The 13,490-nt window shown below is 57.8% G+C and carries 13 protein-coding genes; 2 read left to right on the top strand and 11 right to left on the bottom strand.

The window, feature by feature from the left end:
* Nucleotides 1-4: 4 nt before the first annotated feature.
* The 6 genes from HAP48_RS00435 to HAP48_RS00410 all read right to left on the bottom strand — a co-directional run bounded on the left by HAP48_RS00435 (nt 5) and on the right by HAP48_RS00410 (nt 5,418).
* Entirely contained in the window at nt 5-1,378 is a 1,374-nt protein-coding gene (locus tag HAP48_RS00435) for a tyrosinase family protein (protein ID WP_166217236.1), read from the bottom strand.
* A gap of 151 nt (nt 1,379-1,529) precedes the next feature.
* Nucleotides 1,530-2,051, bottom strand: a complete 522-nt coding sequence (locus tag HAP48_RS00430) for a hypothetical protein (protein ID WP_166217233.1) — start codon at nt 2,049-2,051, stop codon at nt 1,530-1,532.
* Between the two features lie 59 nt (nt 2,052-2,110).
* Nucleotides 2,111-2,344 (bottom strand): hypothetical protein, encoded by a 234-nt coding sequence (locus tag HAP48_RS00425; RefSeq protein ID WP_166217230.1) that lies wholly within the window; start codon nt 2,342-2,344, stop codon nt 2,111-2,113.
* Nucleotides 2,345-2,361: 17 nt separating this feature from the next.
* Nucleotides 2,362-3,534, bottom strand: coding sequence for a hypothetical protein (locus tag HAP48_RS00420; protein ID WP_166217227.1), 1,173 nt, complete (start codon nt 3,532-3,534; stop codon nt 2,362-2,364).
* 143 nt (nt 3,535-3,677) lie between these two features.
* Nucleotides 3,678-4,061, bottom strand: coding sequence for a patatin-like phospholipase family protein (locus tag HAP48_RS49860; protein WP_166217223.1), 384 nt, complete (start codon nt 4,059-4,061; stop codon nt 3,678-3,680).
* Entirely contained in the window at nt 4,024-5,418 is a 1,395-nt protein-coding gene (locus tag HAP48_RS00410; protein WP_166217220.1) for a hypothetical protein, read from the bottom strand. The genes HAP48_RS49860 and HAP48_RS00410 overlap by 38 nt, the downstream gene beginning before the upstream one ends.
* Before the next feature lie 356 nt (nt 5,419-5,774).
* Here HAP48_RS00410 and HAP48_RS00405 point away from each other — a divergent pair, with 356 nt between their 5' ends.
* A complete protein-coding gene (locus tag HAP48_RS00405) occupies nt 5,775-6,359 on the top strand; it encodes a pPIWI-associating nuclease domain-containing protein (protein ID WP_166217217.1) in 585 nt (194 codons plus the stop codon).
* Between the two features lie 42 nt (nt 6,360-6,401).
* Complete coding sequence (locus HAP48_RS00400) at nt 6,402-7,376, top strand: hypothetical protein (protein ID WP_166217214.1); 975 nt, start codon at nt 6,402-6,404, stop codon at nt 7,374-7,376.
* Between the two features lie 147 nt (nt 7,377-7,523).
* Here the strand turns inward: HAP48_RS00400 and tnpC are convergent, their stop codons facing one another.
* From tnpC to HAP48_RS00375, 5 genes are all read right to left on the bottom strand, one after another.
* Nucleotides 7,524-9,059: an IS66 family transposase gene (gene tnpC / locus HAP48_RS00395; RefSeq protein WP_175612385.1), complete on the bottom strand. Its 1,536-nt coding sequence runs from the start codon at nt 9,057-9,059 to the stop codon at nt 7,524-7,526.
* A gap of 94 nt (nt 9,060-9,153) precedes the next feature.
* Complete coding sequence (gene tnpB, locus HAP48_RS00390; protein WP_166204419.1) at nt 9,154-9,501, bottom strand: IS66 family insertion sequence element accessory protein TnpB; 348 nt, start codon at nt 9,499-9,501, stop codon at nt 9,154-9,156.
* Nucleotides 9,498-9,893 carry an IS66-like element accessory protein TnpA gene (tnpA, locus tag HAP48_RS00385; protein WP_166204418.1) on the bottom strand — a complete coding sequence of 132 codons (396 nt, stop codon included), beginning with the start codon at nt 9,891-9,893 and terminating at the stop codon, nt 9,498-9,500. Before tnpA ends, tnpB begins: the two co-directional genes overlap by 4 nt.
* Before the next feature lie 223 nt (nt 9,894-10,116).
* Nucleotides 10,117-12,045 carry a S41 family peptidase gene (locus HAP48_RS00380; RefSeq protein ID WP_166217211.1) on the bottom strand — a complete coding sequence of 643 codons (1,929 nt, stop codon included), beginning with the start codon at nt 12,043-12,045 and terminating at the stop codon, nt 10,117-10,119.
* A 462-nt stretch (nt 12,046-12,507) separates the two neighbouring features.
* The gene (locus HAP48_RS00375) at nt 12,508-13,422 is read right to left on the bottom strand and encodes a tyrosine-type recombinase/integrase (protein WP_166217208.1); all 915 of its coding nucleotides are present in this window, start codon (nt 13,420-13,422) and stop codon (nt 12,508-12,510) included.
* Nucleotides 13,423-13,490: the final 68 nt, after the last annotated feature.

Raw genomic sequence — 13,490 nt, 5'->3', positions numbered from 1 at the left:
GATATTATCTGCGAGCCAAGGCGACGCTGCCCACCGTGGCGTTGGCCGATGCTACCGCTTGCCCATCCGCAACCAGGCGAACGCTGGGTGTTCCAATGGCTGCCGATGATCGCATCAGTTGGGTGACATCAAAGGTGAACCGCCGCGATGAAGTCCTGCCTCCCTGCGGTTGCGCGCCTGTTGAGTCAAAAAAGTTGATTTGTCCAACCGGCGTCGTTCCGGGGCTATTTGGGAAGTCTAAGAAGACGTTGTATAGGACATTCGGCTGAACTGCGGCATTAAGGTTCTGCAGCAGCAGAAAGATCGATCGGCCGCTCGCATTCTCAACATGAGTTGCAATTGGTACGGCAATCGACGTGAGTGGGACTGATGTAGCGCCAGATACTTCCAGACGAACCGGTTGCGGTTGGGTTTGCCGGGCAAAAATCGTAACCGGCGCATTTGTCGCGACTGCCTCGTCTGCTGCGACCGCCGGAATGGGCGGCACGGGTGGAAGCTTGTCATAGCGGTATGTGCCGACTTTGATCTTTTCAAGGTCGACGAAATCACGCACGGTCGCCTCAACTCTTTGCCCGTTTTCGTCGGCAAAGGCGACGCTTTGTGTAAGAAACGTGCCTTCCGGATTCTTGCGACCGCCGGCATTCCAGGCTGCCCATAGACGGTCGATGTTGCAGTGATGCAGCCAAAAAATCGGATCTCGCGCCGCCCAGGATGGCGATCCCATGTTCTGCGGATTGCCCGTCAGAACATGGACTGCTCCGTGGAGATTTCCATCGAGCTCCTCATTGAAGCCTGTACCGGCCTCATCGCTTTCGTATTTCGGGTTTCCGAGCACCGCCAACGTCAGGGGAGTCGTTGGGCGATCAAGATCAATCGTCTGTCCCTCATTCACTTCGGCGCGCTGGTTCTCGCCATTATTGCGATTGGCGCGATAGAGCACCTTGTAAAGCGGGTCATTTGGCATGCGGAACTGCTTCGGGATCGCTCGCTTTCCGGGCGTGGTGTAGTCCCAGTATGGCAGCGTAAATGTCTGATCCCCGAGTACGCTGCGAATAATGCGCTCGAAGTAGTAGACGTACATCCGGTGCCAGGGAAGAAACATGCGTTCTTCCTGGGGCAAGCCGTTCATCCCATGAGCCTGGCAGGTGCTCCATGTCGCGAGTGCGAGCAGCCGCTTGGGATCGGACGCCGGCACATTCTGATAGACGCGGTTGATTTCGTTCTGAATGCTCCCGGCGACCGCGTGGGTGTACCACTGAAACGTCCACGACTTTGGGTCGCTCTCGGCTATTTGCGCCTTGTCCATCATTTTGGCCAATGCCCGAGCGTACTTTTCGAGCATTTTCTCGCCCTCTGGCGTGGCGACATCGTAGCGCACGACAGGTGGGCTTGTTTGGGCAGCGGTCAATCGCATTAGCGAAAATGTGCCCCCAGTGGCAATCATTGCCCCCACAAACTTCCGACGAGTTGTCCTCATGGTCTACCCCAATTTACGTTTGGTCGGTCCATCTTCACATCGGATCGACACCTCACGAACGCACGATTATTTCGATCCTATCGATTGAAATGCCTGCCTGAACGATTTCCTCACGCGCCACCTGAGACAATTCCGCGCTCTGTCCTTCCGGCCGAACGCTTATGGCAAGAACGCTGGGCGAGGCGTACAACGCGTTGTGCAAGGATGGCAGGATATCGATGCTTCGGCGTGTTGGCCGAAGGTCAAAAATGTAGATCGTTGCCACAATCGCCTCATGAAGCGTTCTCCCGGTCGACGGATCCAGCGCCAGAAATGCAACGTCGAAGCCTATGGATGTTGCTCGCTTGGCAGATATGCCGCTCAGCAAGAGACTGATCTGACCTTCGGGGGCCGGCCTCGCAGCGGCTGCCTGAACCAGCGATTGGTCAGTTCTCGATAGCCGGATGATGGTGGCCTCGGGCGCTAGCTTAACTCCCTCAACGGCCATATCTCTAGACACCAGCATTTCACCAGCCGCAGTAATGCCGGCCGAACCGAGCCATGCTGCAAGGAGAACGGCGGCGATTCGAAGCAATAGGTTCCTCCGTCAATGCGACAAGCTCCTTGGAGCTTCAAAGAAACGAACCACCACCTTCACGGAAGAAGACCGTCGGTTTTCCACTTTTGGACAATGGCAATCCGCTCCGGGGGCCATGGCGCTGTGTCATCATCAGGCATGCTACCGTTTTTGAGGCGCTGGACGATCTTATCGACCTTCGACTTTGTCTGTTCGTAATTCCAACGATCGAACCGATCGAGCATGCATTCGCGCTGGCTACTGGAGAACAGCGGCTTGACGTCCTTTTCATAGCCAACCTTGCCCGCCATGGTCCGGATTCCTTTTATTACTGGGCGCGAAAAGCCATTGAAAATAAGAAATCCAACTGCATTGCAAACGGCTTTCCGTCTCTTATGAACCATTCCGGCTTGGGAGCACCATTTGCCGTCGCGTCGCTCCCCGGTCCTGGGATTGCAGGATCTGCGGTTATAGATGCCCTTGAGTGGCATGAAATGCATGAGGAGTGCTCAATGCCCTTCTCAATGTAGGCGTCCGAAAGGAAGGTTGGCTGTCCCATGGGCGTGATAAAATCGGTTTGCGCACCGCCCAGCTTATAGTTCTCCCACACCGTTCCCTTGATTTCCGCTGGTGGACCATAATCGTCGGTTAACTCTTCCGCTTTCGTCAGGTCCACAACCACCCCGTCCTTAATCTTCAGTTGGTCCTTGAAGTGGAACGTCGCCCAAAACCAATTTGGGATATCCTTTGTGATGATATGCAGGGCAACGAGCCCATACTTTTTTCCCTTGTAGTCAGCGATATAGAACCTGGTCTCTTTGGCGACCATGTCCACACGTTCCAGATCAATCCAAGCGGCCTTCACCTCCATCGCCTCGACCGGGAAACTTATGGCGGACAGCTTTTTGCCATCGACGACTTTTTGGTCGATCCAGTCTTTCGCATAGCGACGCTGACCATCAACGGTCCAAAGCTTGTAGCTCTTGTTGATGGCAAAGCGCGGATCTTGTCCGGTAATGAATTCGTAGGTCGCTCGATTAACTCTCGTCTCGCCGAATTGGCCGGTCTTCTTGAATATCCCGTCATCATCCATAAGTGGGCTTGGCGTGAGGGCGCCCAATTCCGGAGCCACGGAGAGGGCTAAAGCTCTTGCAATGAGCACATTCTTGGGAGGCTCAGGAACTTTGCCAACCGTATTCCCCGAAAGCGACAGATCGTCCCACGGCAGGGGCTCCTGGCCTGGTGGGACAAACACTTCGTTTCGTGCCAGGCGCCATGTCTCCCAAACGACGGTCGTGTTTGGAGCGCCAAACTTCTTCTGCAGATCTGGCAAGCCTCTTCCTTGAGTGGGATCTTTCGCCGGATGGTTCAAGGTCAGGAATAGCTTCCAAGCATGCCGGCTCGGTGCGTTAAACGCATCCTCCCTATTCAGGGTAACTTGGCCCGCCGCAATCTGAGAGCTTGCAAGTAGTGTGATCACCGTAATGGTCAGGCGCCGCATGACTGCGCTCCAATATCAGTTGTCTTATTCAAAATACGCAGTAAGCAGAATAATCTGGAAAAGCTGGCAAATGTTCAGTTCGGACGTCTTTGGCCAAACCAGCACTGGATGGTATCACAATAAATAGCCAACCAACAATTGTGTCAAAACAATATTTTTGCTGTCAAATTGTCTCGTGCCGTTCGAGACCAATCGGCTGAGCCAGCTAACGTTTTGGTGGCGGGCTCTGGCGTAAATAAGTGAAATAATCGCGTGTGCCCGTCGACTGCCGTCTCCCCTAGTGTTTTCGGCAACCCCTTTACGATTTCGAAGGCGTTTGGATTTTTTCCGGTTTGGCGCCCGTACTCAGCGGCGGCCGTCGCTGCTGCGGCAATCGCACCGACGGATGTTCCACCGATTGATCGGAAACGGAACTTGCGCGCAATCATCGCCAAAGCGCCAGGATAAATAATGCCGCTCGTCACACCGCCGGCCATAACAATGTCGCACTCAAGACGAGGGGACGCGCGTTTGCTTTCTGATATCATCAATCCGTCCTCGGGTCCGGGCACCGACGCTTAGACCCAATCGCCCTTGATTAAATCCCACGTTCTGCCACGTGCCGACCCAGGAGGGTACACGTATGCAAACCCGTCGCCCTGCATGACAGTCGGATCCCCTGTGGGAGCGATGGGGAGATCGACAGTCAAAGGTGGGGCCGAACGATTGGCGGCAGCCGCTCTGAGTATGGCTTCGACTGATGGAGCATAGATGCCGTAACCGCCATGAACCATTGATGCCGCTTAGAATCGAAGGATCGCCATGGTGAACCAAGAATTCCTGGAACCGCGCAGCCTTTCCGAGGTCTCCTTCCGATCCACCAGAAAGAATGCTTCGTAGGAAGGCAGCCGCGTTGCCCGCACCGCAAGTGAGGAAGAGATTTTCATAGTTTGCGAACGCGATCCGCCCGCTCGGCTGTGCTCGCTCGCCCTCGCGGCGTCCTTCGCCTTCGCCGCCGCCACCTCCGCCACCACCGCGTCTGTGCTGGATGGGCTGCTGAAATTCTTGCTTCACGTACTCTTGCTGAATTTGCCTGTCTCGCTGCTGTGGTTGTGGCTGCGAGAGGTATATCCTCCTGACGCTACCAACAGCTGCGGCTGAAAGTGACGCAGGCTGCGGATTGACCCGAACTGTTTGGGGGCAGGCGATCGCAACGCGCGATTCTTGCGAACCTGGAACTGACCCAAATGAAATCGCGAAGCCGTTCGCAACGGTTAAGCCCATCGGTTGCGCTCCAATGAACTCTTCCACCTGCTCTCTGAAAGCTGAACGTGCGCGTCGGTCGACCGATGCGTCCCGCGCTTCGGTCGGCGATAAGCTGCCCTTGGCCTCGACGATTACTATTTGCCCCGCCTCAAAGCCGTGCCGGCTTCCGGGGTCGTAGACATAATCCGGTGTTTTCCTGGATTTCGTCGCGGCGGAGCCTCCGGCTTCGGCCAGCTTGAGCTCAGCCGCGTTGGCACGCCGGTGAAAGCCGAGGTTCTCCATGACCAGATCCGCCACCGCGGCGCCAACATTGCCGGCGAACGAGGGCCGTTCATCGTCTGGCAGCAGATTTAGTGCGATGACAAACGACAAGACCTGCGTGGTTTCGTCGATGAAGACGTCGATTCCCTGCGCCCGGGACGTGGCATATCGGGTCAGGAAGCTCTCTCGTTTCTCGGAGGAAATCCCTTCGACTTGGACTTGCATGCCCCGCGTCCGGGTTACGGAAAGGACAAACTGCTCCCAGCCGAATTCAACCAATTGCGGCAGCGAGAGGCCGCTGATTTCTTTGGCGATAGGATGCGCTAGCGAGATGACCTTGACATTGGGAATGTTCTTCTTGGCTGGCACCCAGGTCATTGCTTCCTCCCTGTGAACGCGATGCTCAATGTGAACGAGGCATGCCTAACGCGCTAAAGCCGAAGCGTCACCCTCGACGGGCAATGATCCAAGGTCGCGAGCAACGAACCCGATGGCCTTGCCCGGCCGGGCGCGTTCCTCCGAAGCGTCCAATCACAACTTTTGTGGCAGGATCTGGCGCAGAAATGCGCTGTTCCCGTCACCATCATGCACGAATATGCCGCTCGCGCAATACGTGCACGTTCTCCACAATGCCCGCCATAATTTCCGCGCCGACATACGTAGGAGCTAGAATTGCAGCTTGCTCCATTTCAGCGCCATGATTGCGGCCAACAGATGCGGCGAAAACGCATCGAGTGACTTACATCGTCCAAGGCGGACTGCCCATCGAATTCGTCACTGACAGCCTGCAGCTCGATCACGACGCCGTATGCTGCCCCTTGATCAAGGCTATGGACAAGTTGAACAAGGCTACCCATGTCCGTGAAAAGACCCTTCTCACGGATGACGCGGCAATCCGAGCGCTCGTTGATGCTGCCTTGAACAGTCTTATTGATCTGTTCAAGGCTACTCGGGAGTGCCAGCAGGAAGTTCACCGCCAACTCGCGGGCGAAATCCATGACGCGGTGCTCGACACGTTCCTGGGTGAAACTCTCCAAGAGCTGGACGAGCAGTCGACCCACACCCTGTTCGACTACCATCAGACCGAGGACATTCAGGTGATGACCATTGACGATGAGTTTATCCATCTCAAAGTCTCCGGGACCGTCTACGCCGACCTGCAGTATGGCTCCGGCTCTGACATGCGCAACGACATGGGTGCCGTCATTTCCGACTCTTACCCCTATACTGCCCGCCTGCAATCAACGTGTCGTTCGTCACGAGAGATCATCAAGGATACCGTCGACGTGTCGGTCGATAACAGCAGTTTCTTCGAATAGACCTGCACCGTCCTATCGAGACCGGCCAGCGTAGTTTGAGCAATGCGGAAAACGATCGCCGATTTGACCCGCGGGGTCTACGACCATGACGCCCACGCGGACCTCGCCGACCGCGGGTTTCGCCGCTACCATCCCTTTTCGTTTGATTTTGACTCGACGCCTTTGAGCCTTGCTGAAGCCGAGGACCATTGGGACGAGCAGGTCAAGCAAAACCATCAGGAGAACCGGGCGCAGGCGATCAAACGGCTTGAGCAGCAATACGGCTCGGTGCATATCGACAGCGTCATCAAGAATGTGACGGACCTCGGCCCGAAATCGATGTCGTTGCTGGCGTATCATAATCAATTCCACGAGCAAGCACGCCGGTCCTTTGTCGCCGGACTGTACTACCCGGCCTTGGTCGCAGCCTGCGCGCTCGGCGAGCGCATTCTCAATCACCTCGTGCTGGACCTGCGCGACAGCTTCAAATCGTCCGTGCACTACCGGAAGGTCTATCGCAAAGACTCCTTCGACAACTGGACGTTCGTCATCACGGTTCTGACCGACTGGGACGTCCTGGTGGACGGTGTCGGTGCAGAATTTCTCGTGCTCGGCGAGCTGCGAAACCGGTCCATTCATTTCGATCCGGACACTTACCATTCCTTGCGCGAGGATGCGCTCGCGGCGCTGCAGGGGCTGAATGCCATCATCGCAAAGCAGTTCGGCTATTTTGGCTCCCAGCCCTGGTACATCGAGAATACGGCCGGCGCCCAGTTCGTGAAACGCGCCTACGAGACCGCTCCGTTCGTCCGCACCTATGTCATCCCGCGGAGCGGCTTCGTCGGCCCCCTCTATGGTATGGATTTCAGCCAGGGAGGCTGGCAGCACCTTGATTATGCCGACTATGGCGACGGACAGCTCACCGACGAGGAATTTGCAACGCGCCATCGGGAGCGCGACCCCGAAAAAGTCGTGTCCCGCGCCATGATCGAGAGGGCACAGCAGGAGCCCAGACGCGACGGCGGCGTTTACAAGTAGGGCTCAGCCCAGGCGTTCGGATCAAGGGCCTGCCAAAGAAACGAGGGCGTCCTCGCGAACAGCTCGCGGAAGGAAGGTTCTGATCGTCGGCAGAAACGTACGCATCCGGTCAGCACCCCGGGCAGGCGCGCCGGTCAGCCGTGGCGCTCAGGCGGCAGCCGCTGTGGACTGTTGGGTCGCCTTCCAATTCCACGGGAGCAGGTCGGCGACTTTGTTGACGGGGTGATCTGGAAGCCTGGCCAACACATCCGCGAGCCAGGCTTGCGGATCAACGTCGTTCATCTTGCAGGTTTCGATCAGGGTATAGACGGCGGCGGCGCGATGGCCGCCGGCATCTGAACCGGCGAAGGTCCAATTTCGTCTTCCGACAGCCACACCGCGTAACGCTCGTTCGGCAGCGTTGTTCGAGAGGCAGACGCGACCATCGTCCAGGAAGCGGGTGAACGCCGCCCAACGGTTGAGCAGGTAGTTGATCGCCTTTGCAGTATCGTTGCCTGATGAGAGCAAGGTTCGCTGCTGACGCATCCAGATTTCGAGATCGGCGACGATCGGCCTCGACTTATCACGACGTACCGCAAGCCGCTGTTCCGGCGTTTTGCCGTTGATGGTGCGCTCGATCTCGAAAAGGATATCGATGCGTCGCACGGCCTCGCTGGCAATCGGCGCCTCTCCAGATTTCGCCAAGTCGAAGAACTTTCTGCGGCCGTGGCTCCAACAGGCCGCTTCAAGGATCGGAGCTGGCTTCCTTTGGGCCTTGTAGAGCTGGTTATACCCATCGAAGGCATCGGCCTGCATGAGGCCGACATAGCCGGCAAGATGGCTTTGCGGGTGTTCTCCAGCCCGGTTGCGTGAGTAGTAGAACAGGGCCGCCGGCGGATCCGTGCCGCCAAACGGCCGGTCATCGCGAACATAGGTCCAGATCCGGCCGGTAACCGTCTTGAGCTTGGCCAGCACCGGCACCGTCGTATCGTCGCCGTGGATGCGTTCCGCGCTCATGACGTGGATCCGGATCGCCTCAATGATGGGATCGAGTGCCACCACGCAGGCGCCGATCCGATCCGCCAGGGTCGAGACGTCGATCTCGATCCCTTCGCGGGCATAGGTCTTGCTCTGTCGGTTCAACGGCTGGTGCAGCAGGAACTTGTTGACCAGCACCATCGCCAGCAGGCTCGGCCCGGCAAAGCCTCGCGGGATCGGATGGGAGGGCGCCGGCGCCTCGGTGATTGCCTCACAATCCCGGCAGGAGAACTTTTCGCGGACATGCTCGATAATCTTCCAGCGCCGTGGCTCACATTCCAGGGTCTTCGATACCACCTCGCCGAGCTTGTGCAGTCGCTCGCTGCCGCACTTGCCACATACGCAAGGAGCGGGTTCGACGATGCGTTCGATCGGTAGATTGTCCGGCAACGGACGTCGCGGCGGCCGTGGATTTTGCACGCGCTGCTGTTTGGCGGCTTCCGGCGCTGCGAGCTCGGCCTTGGTTTCCTGCTCAGCCTGGGTCTCTTCAAGATCCTCGATGGCGAGTTCGAGCTGCTCGACCAGCAGCTTGCCGCGCTCAGAAGATTGCCCGAACTGTTCTCGCCGTGCCTTGGCCAGCATCAGCTTCAGCCGCTCGATCTCCAGCCGGCCGACGGTCACCTCGCTCTTCGCCAGCGTCAGCTGCTCGCGCTGCGCAATGATCATCGCGTGTGCTGCGGCAAGGTCGGTGGGAAGCGGATCGGCGGGCGTCGTCACGAGGACGAATCAACCATATTCGTCGCAAAAAATCCCGCTCGATTTAACCGGAAGCCCGTGGACGCCAGGTTGCCTGCGGCATCCGCCAATCAATTCCGGAGAGGAGATAGGATAGCTGCGCAACGCTGATCGTCACAACGCCATCCGCCATTGATGGCCACAAAAAGCGGCCTCGCTCCAGCCGCTTCGTGAACAGACACGCGCCTTGGCCATCATGCCAGATGATCTTGATCAGGTCGCCGCGGCGGCCTCTAAAAACATAGAGATCACCGGCATGCGGATCACGCTTCAAACTCTCCTGGACCAGACGCGCGAGGCTCGGGAAGCCGCGGCGCATATCGGTGTGGCCGGTCGCAAGCCACACCCGCACATTACCCGGTATCGCAATCATCGGCGCTCAAGTACCTCGAGGACCCGCGCCAGCGCTTCTGGATCGACGTGCGAATCCACTCGGATCCGTCGCCGGTTACCGAGGTCGATCTCGATCAATCCAGTACGCGCGGCCACTACAGACCGCCCTCGGCTATCACCCGCAGGTAAGAGCTTCGGAGTTTCCTCCGCCTCCGTGGCGGCGATCTGCACCGGCGCAAAAGACGGTGCGACCTGCTCGGATGTCCGCGCTTGACGACGCCAGGTGAACACCAGGCTGGCCGCTACTCCGTTGCGACGTGCAACCGCTGTCACCTTTGCGCCCGGCGCCAACGTCTCCTCGACAATCCGTGCCTTGTCATCCTGCGACCAACGCCGCCGACGCTCCAGCCCGCCCAAAACCTCGACCCGCATCGCCCGATGACCTTAAAGCTAGACTTAAGGTCACACGCTTGGCGAATTACAGCGTGTCAGACAAGACGGCGCCCGCCGGATGCGTACGCAGAAACCTACATGACCAATGCCGCCGGGCGCCTGAGGCATCATAGTCAGGCGTCGGTATGGCGAACCGGTTGAAGGAACGAGTCCGGGCCGATCGGATGCTTACCTCGGCGAAGCGTCGTGAGTTGGCAACGAACTAGGCGATCGCAACCCCAATCAGTTCCTTACCTGCGCGCTCAAGCAAATCTTGGTTCTTTTCCAGCACGTCCCGTAGTGTCATGTGATAGACGATATCGGGAACGATGCCGACATCCTCCAAGACACGGCCTTCGTTGGCCTTTACGCGTAGCGCGCGGCGCATTGTGAGACTGAGGTAGATGCCCGAAGGTAGATCGGCTAGGCCGGCCGGGCTCTTTGCGAGATACACTTCCAGATCGGGGCTCATCCAGGGCACGTCGCGGACCAAATGGGTCAACGCGCCGTCCTGGATGGTCCATACCGTGCCATCGAACTGCGGGCGGCCAGGGGACAGTGTCGATCCATTCGATAAAGAGATGCCGAGTGCGTTGAAGGCGTCCCTGACCTGTTTCGATAGCTTGCCGCTGTTGAAATCGACTTTGAACTTGCCGTCGACCCGAAAATCCGGATTGAACAGCCGCACGACATCCCAACCCCAGTTATTTCCACCGGCAGCGGCCATGTTGGCGTCGGTACAGATCACCGTACCGATGCCGTTATCGATAAAGCCGGCCGCGAATATGTCCGCGGTGCTGAACGCAAGCGCATCACTGATGAGAACCACTGGACCTGCGTATTTGCGTCCCACTTTGTTGTAGTCCGCCTCGTCTCCCTCAATTGGAATACCCCGGGTATATTCCTCGCCGGTGCCAAACGCTTCAACGAAGGAAGGGCGCCATGGTGCGAATTCGTCGCTCGCTTCGGCCATGGCCCGGGTCGCGTCAGTGATACGAAACTGAAACCGCGCTGGTACGATCGGCCTTGCGCCAAAGAGCTGAAGTAACCGCTCGCCCGCAGCGATGTATCCGCCCGTATTGCCACGCATATCAAATACAAGTCCATCCTGCGGCAGCGTGCCGAGCACCGGAGCCAAGGCGTCGACAAGATCGTCGACGTTGTTGGCGCTGAACGACCAAAATCGCAGATAGGCGAACGTACCGTCGTGAGTGGCCAGCGTGCCATAATCGAAGACCCCATTCGCACCGCGGCCTTGGATGACCGGAACACCGAGCGGCGGGGCTACAGGCTGCAACGGTTGTAAAGCATCAAACGTCTGAGGAGCCGAGCGCACGCGGCGCGCCGTTTGAAGATCCATAAGAAGAACGTCGCCGCCAAACCCGGTCAGGTTACGACCGAGCGCCGGCGCGCTCGGAAGCGTGGCCACGTCGAATCCTATCCAGGCAAATCGCTCTTCCGCCATCGCACCGTTCCTATCCAGGAAGCGTAGGTCCACCCATTCCTCGAGCGGTGGACCGAATTGCGTGAGCGGCCGATGCGTCAGAAAGGCAAGGCTGCGCGCGACCGATGCAGCCTCATTCCCTCCATCGAACAGGTTTGCGTTCAAACGTACATAGCGGTCTATGGGGATACCGTTCCAATGGCTTACGCGTGTACCTACCGAAAGGGTTTTCTGGCTTGTGCCAGCATCAATCTTGGTCACAACATAGAGTTCGTTTCCATTTTCCCAACAGGTCTCGATTGTAAACGGTAGGACGGCTGAGTATCCGTAAGGCGACCGGCCAAAGAACATGACATGTCGATCTCTCACGCGGGCGAGGATCTCGACGAGAGATTCATGAAATTCGCCATCAGTGAGCGCCTCGCCCCGAAGGCGCAGAAGTGCCAAAGCCCGCACCGGGTCAAAGCCGTAGATCGATTTTTTTCGAGGCAGATGAACATAGAAGTTGTCGAGAGCGAAAGACACTTGCGCGAGTACACGCCGTCGGTCTTCGACTGAATAGACCATGGCCGCGTCGACTGTCGCGCCCCCAAGAGCAAACGTCTTCGCAATCTCGAGGCCAGCTGGCGATCGGATGATTTCTTCTGCTTGTTGCCCCGCAGCTTTGCGATCATTCGCCTCGACAGATATTCCGTGGGTGTCTGCCATCGAAGTCCTCCGGTTCACCGGGCACAAATAACGTTCATCTGATGTCTAAGGGAAACCCGCGCGGCGAATACGCAAGGTCGTGCTCCGGTTGGCGAGCCCGGATTGGCAGGACGAACACCAAAGTGCCGCTGTATTGCGAAAGCTGCCAGCGAGATGCCGCGCGAAGCCAAATCTTCGATCCAAAGACATCGCTCAAAAAAACCCGACCCAGTATGGCCGGAAGCCTTTCACAACTTTTGGTCGCTGTGAAGGGCTTATATGCCGCAGCGAAGTTCGTGCCCTATCTGGGAGACGCCCCCAGCAGGGCAAGAATCACAGGCCGCAGCTGCCTTTGGCATTTGATCGGGCAAGCGGGATTGCGCTTGTCTTCGGGCATCACGCTTACTTCCGTCATGCCCGGCATGGCGGCGTGATCGACCGCCCACATGACCAGAATATCCTTGGCTAACAGCCTCTCTCAAGCTACGGATACGCTGATCCCAACGAGCCAAGCACATCGGCTTTTGCCAGAGACAAGCGTAGCGTTTCGTCGGAGACATGCGTGTAGATTTCGGTGGTCGCTATCGTTGAGTGACCAAGCAGCCGCTGAACGATCCGGATATCGACTCCCATCTCCATAAGGAGCGTAGCTGCTGTGTGCCGCAGCATGTGAGGGGTAATGCGGCGCGCTAAACCGGCTAACGCCGCAGCGCGGTGCAAGCGCAACCGTATCGATTGCGGCTTCATTTGCGACCCACGGCGGTTCAAGAATAACGGCGCATGCGATCCTCCAAGGCAGAACCTCCTTTGTGCCAACCGCTGAAGGGTTGCGCGCAATTCAAGATCCGTGATGTAGACAACACGATCCCGAGAACCTTTGCCGTGCACCCGCAAGGATGTGCCATCGGTGACCACGTCAAGAACGCGTAAGCGGCAAAGCTCGCCAACACGAAGGCCGGTTGCAACAATAAGCCGAAGGGCTGTGCCGAGCCCCTCCTCCACTATGCCTGCATCCGTCGAGGGCGCCGCCGACCGTGACAACAACGACGCCACCTCGCCGCGAGAGAGGGCTTTCGGAAGGATTCTTCGCTTGGGTAAGGCAAGCTTCCAACCGTCGAACGGATTTTTACCACGACCTTGGTCAACGGCTCTTCGGAAGAAGGCACGCAAGCACGCCATCCGCCGTCGAACGGTGGAGGTCGTCAACTCTCTGTCCGAAACCATCACTTGCAGATAGGCCTTCAGCGTATCGGTACTGACCTCTGTGTTTTCCTTCACTGACAGCCACGCAAAGAAATCCGATAAATCGCCTGAATAGGCTCGCAACGTATTCTCTGAGAGCCGCCTCTCGACCGAGCAGTGTAGCAGGAAATCGTCGCGCGCCAGTCCGATCTCCATGGGAGGCCTCCATTCCAAGAATGGCGCCTCATACACCGTTCGCCGCATACCGACTAGGAAGCGCAAGC

The organism is Bradyrhizobium septentrionale (assembly GCF_011516645.4).
Lineage (GTDB): Bacteria > Pseudomonadota > Alphaproteobacteria > Rhizobiales > Xanthobacteraceae > Bradyrhizobium > Bradyrhizobium septentrionale.
This window is presented reverse-complemented; position numbering and strand designations above follow the sequence as displayed.

What these genes read in the sequence shown, in the direction of transcription:
- HAP48_RS00425 (WP_166217230.1), bottom strand. Translation starts at nt 2,344, where the DNA reads ATGGCGGGCAAGGTTGGCTATGAAAAGGACGTCAAGCCGCTGTTCTCC.
- HAP48_RS00375 (WP_166217208.1), bottom strand. Translation starts at nt 13,422, where the DNA reads ATGGAGATCGGACTGGCGCGCGACGATTTCCTGCTACACTGCTCGGTC.
- tnpB (WP_166204419.1), bottom strand. Translation starts at nt 9,501, where the DNA reads ATGATTGCGATACCGGGTAATGTGCGGGTGTGGCTTGCGACCGGCCAC.
- tnpC (WP_175612385.1), bottom strand. Translation starts at nt 9,059, where the DNA reads ATGATCATTGCGCAGCGCGAGCAGCTGACGCTGGCGAAGAGCGAGGTG.
- tnpA (WP_166204418.1), bottom strand. Translation starts at nt 9,893, where the DNA reads ATGCGGGTCGAGGTTTTGGGCGGGCTGGAGCGTCGGCGGCGTTGGTCG.
- HAP48_RS49860 (WP_166217223.1), bottom strand. Translation starts at nt 4,061, where the DNA reads ATGATATCAGAAAGCAAACGCGCGTCCCCTCGTCTTGAGTGCGACATT.
- HAP48_RS00410 (WP_166217220.1), bottom strand. Translation starts at nt 5,418, where the DNA reads ATGACCTGGGTGCCAGCCAAGAAGAACATTCCCAATGTCAAGGTCATC.
- HAP48_RS00380 (WP_166217211.1), bottom strand. Translation starts at nt 12,045, where the DNA reads ATGGCAGACACCCACGGAATATCTGTCGAGGCGAATGATCGCAAAGCT.
- HAP48_RS00400 (WP_166217214.1), top strand. Translation starts at nt 6,402, where the DNA reads ATGCGGAAAACGATCGCCGATTTGACCCGCGGGGTCTACGACCATGAC.
- HAP48_RS00420 (WP_166217227.1), bottom strand. Translation starts at nt 3,534, where the DNA reads ATGCGGCGCCTGACCATTACGGTGATCACACTACTTGCAAGCTCTCAG.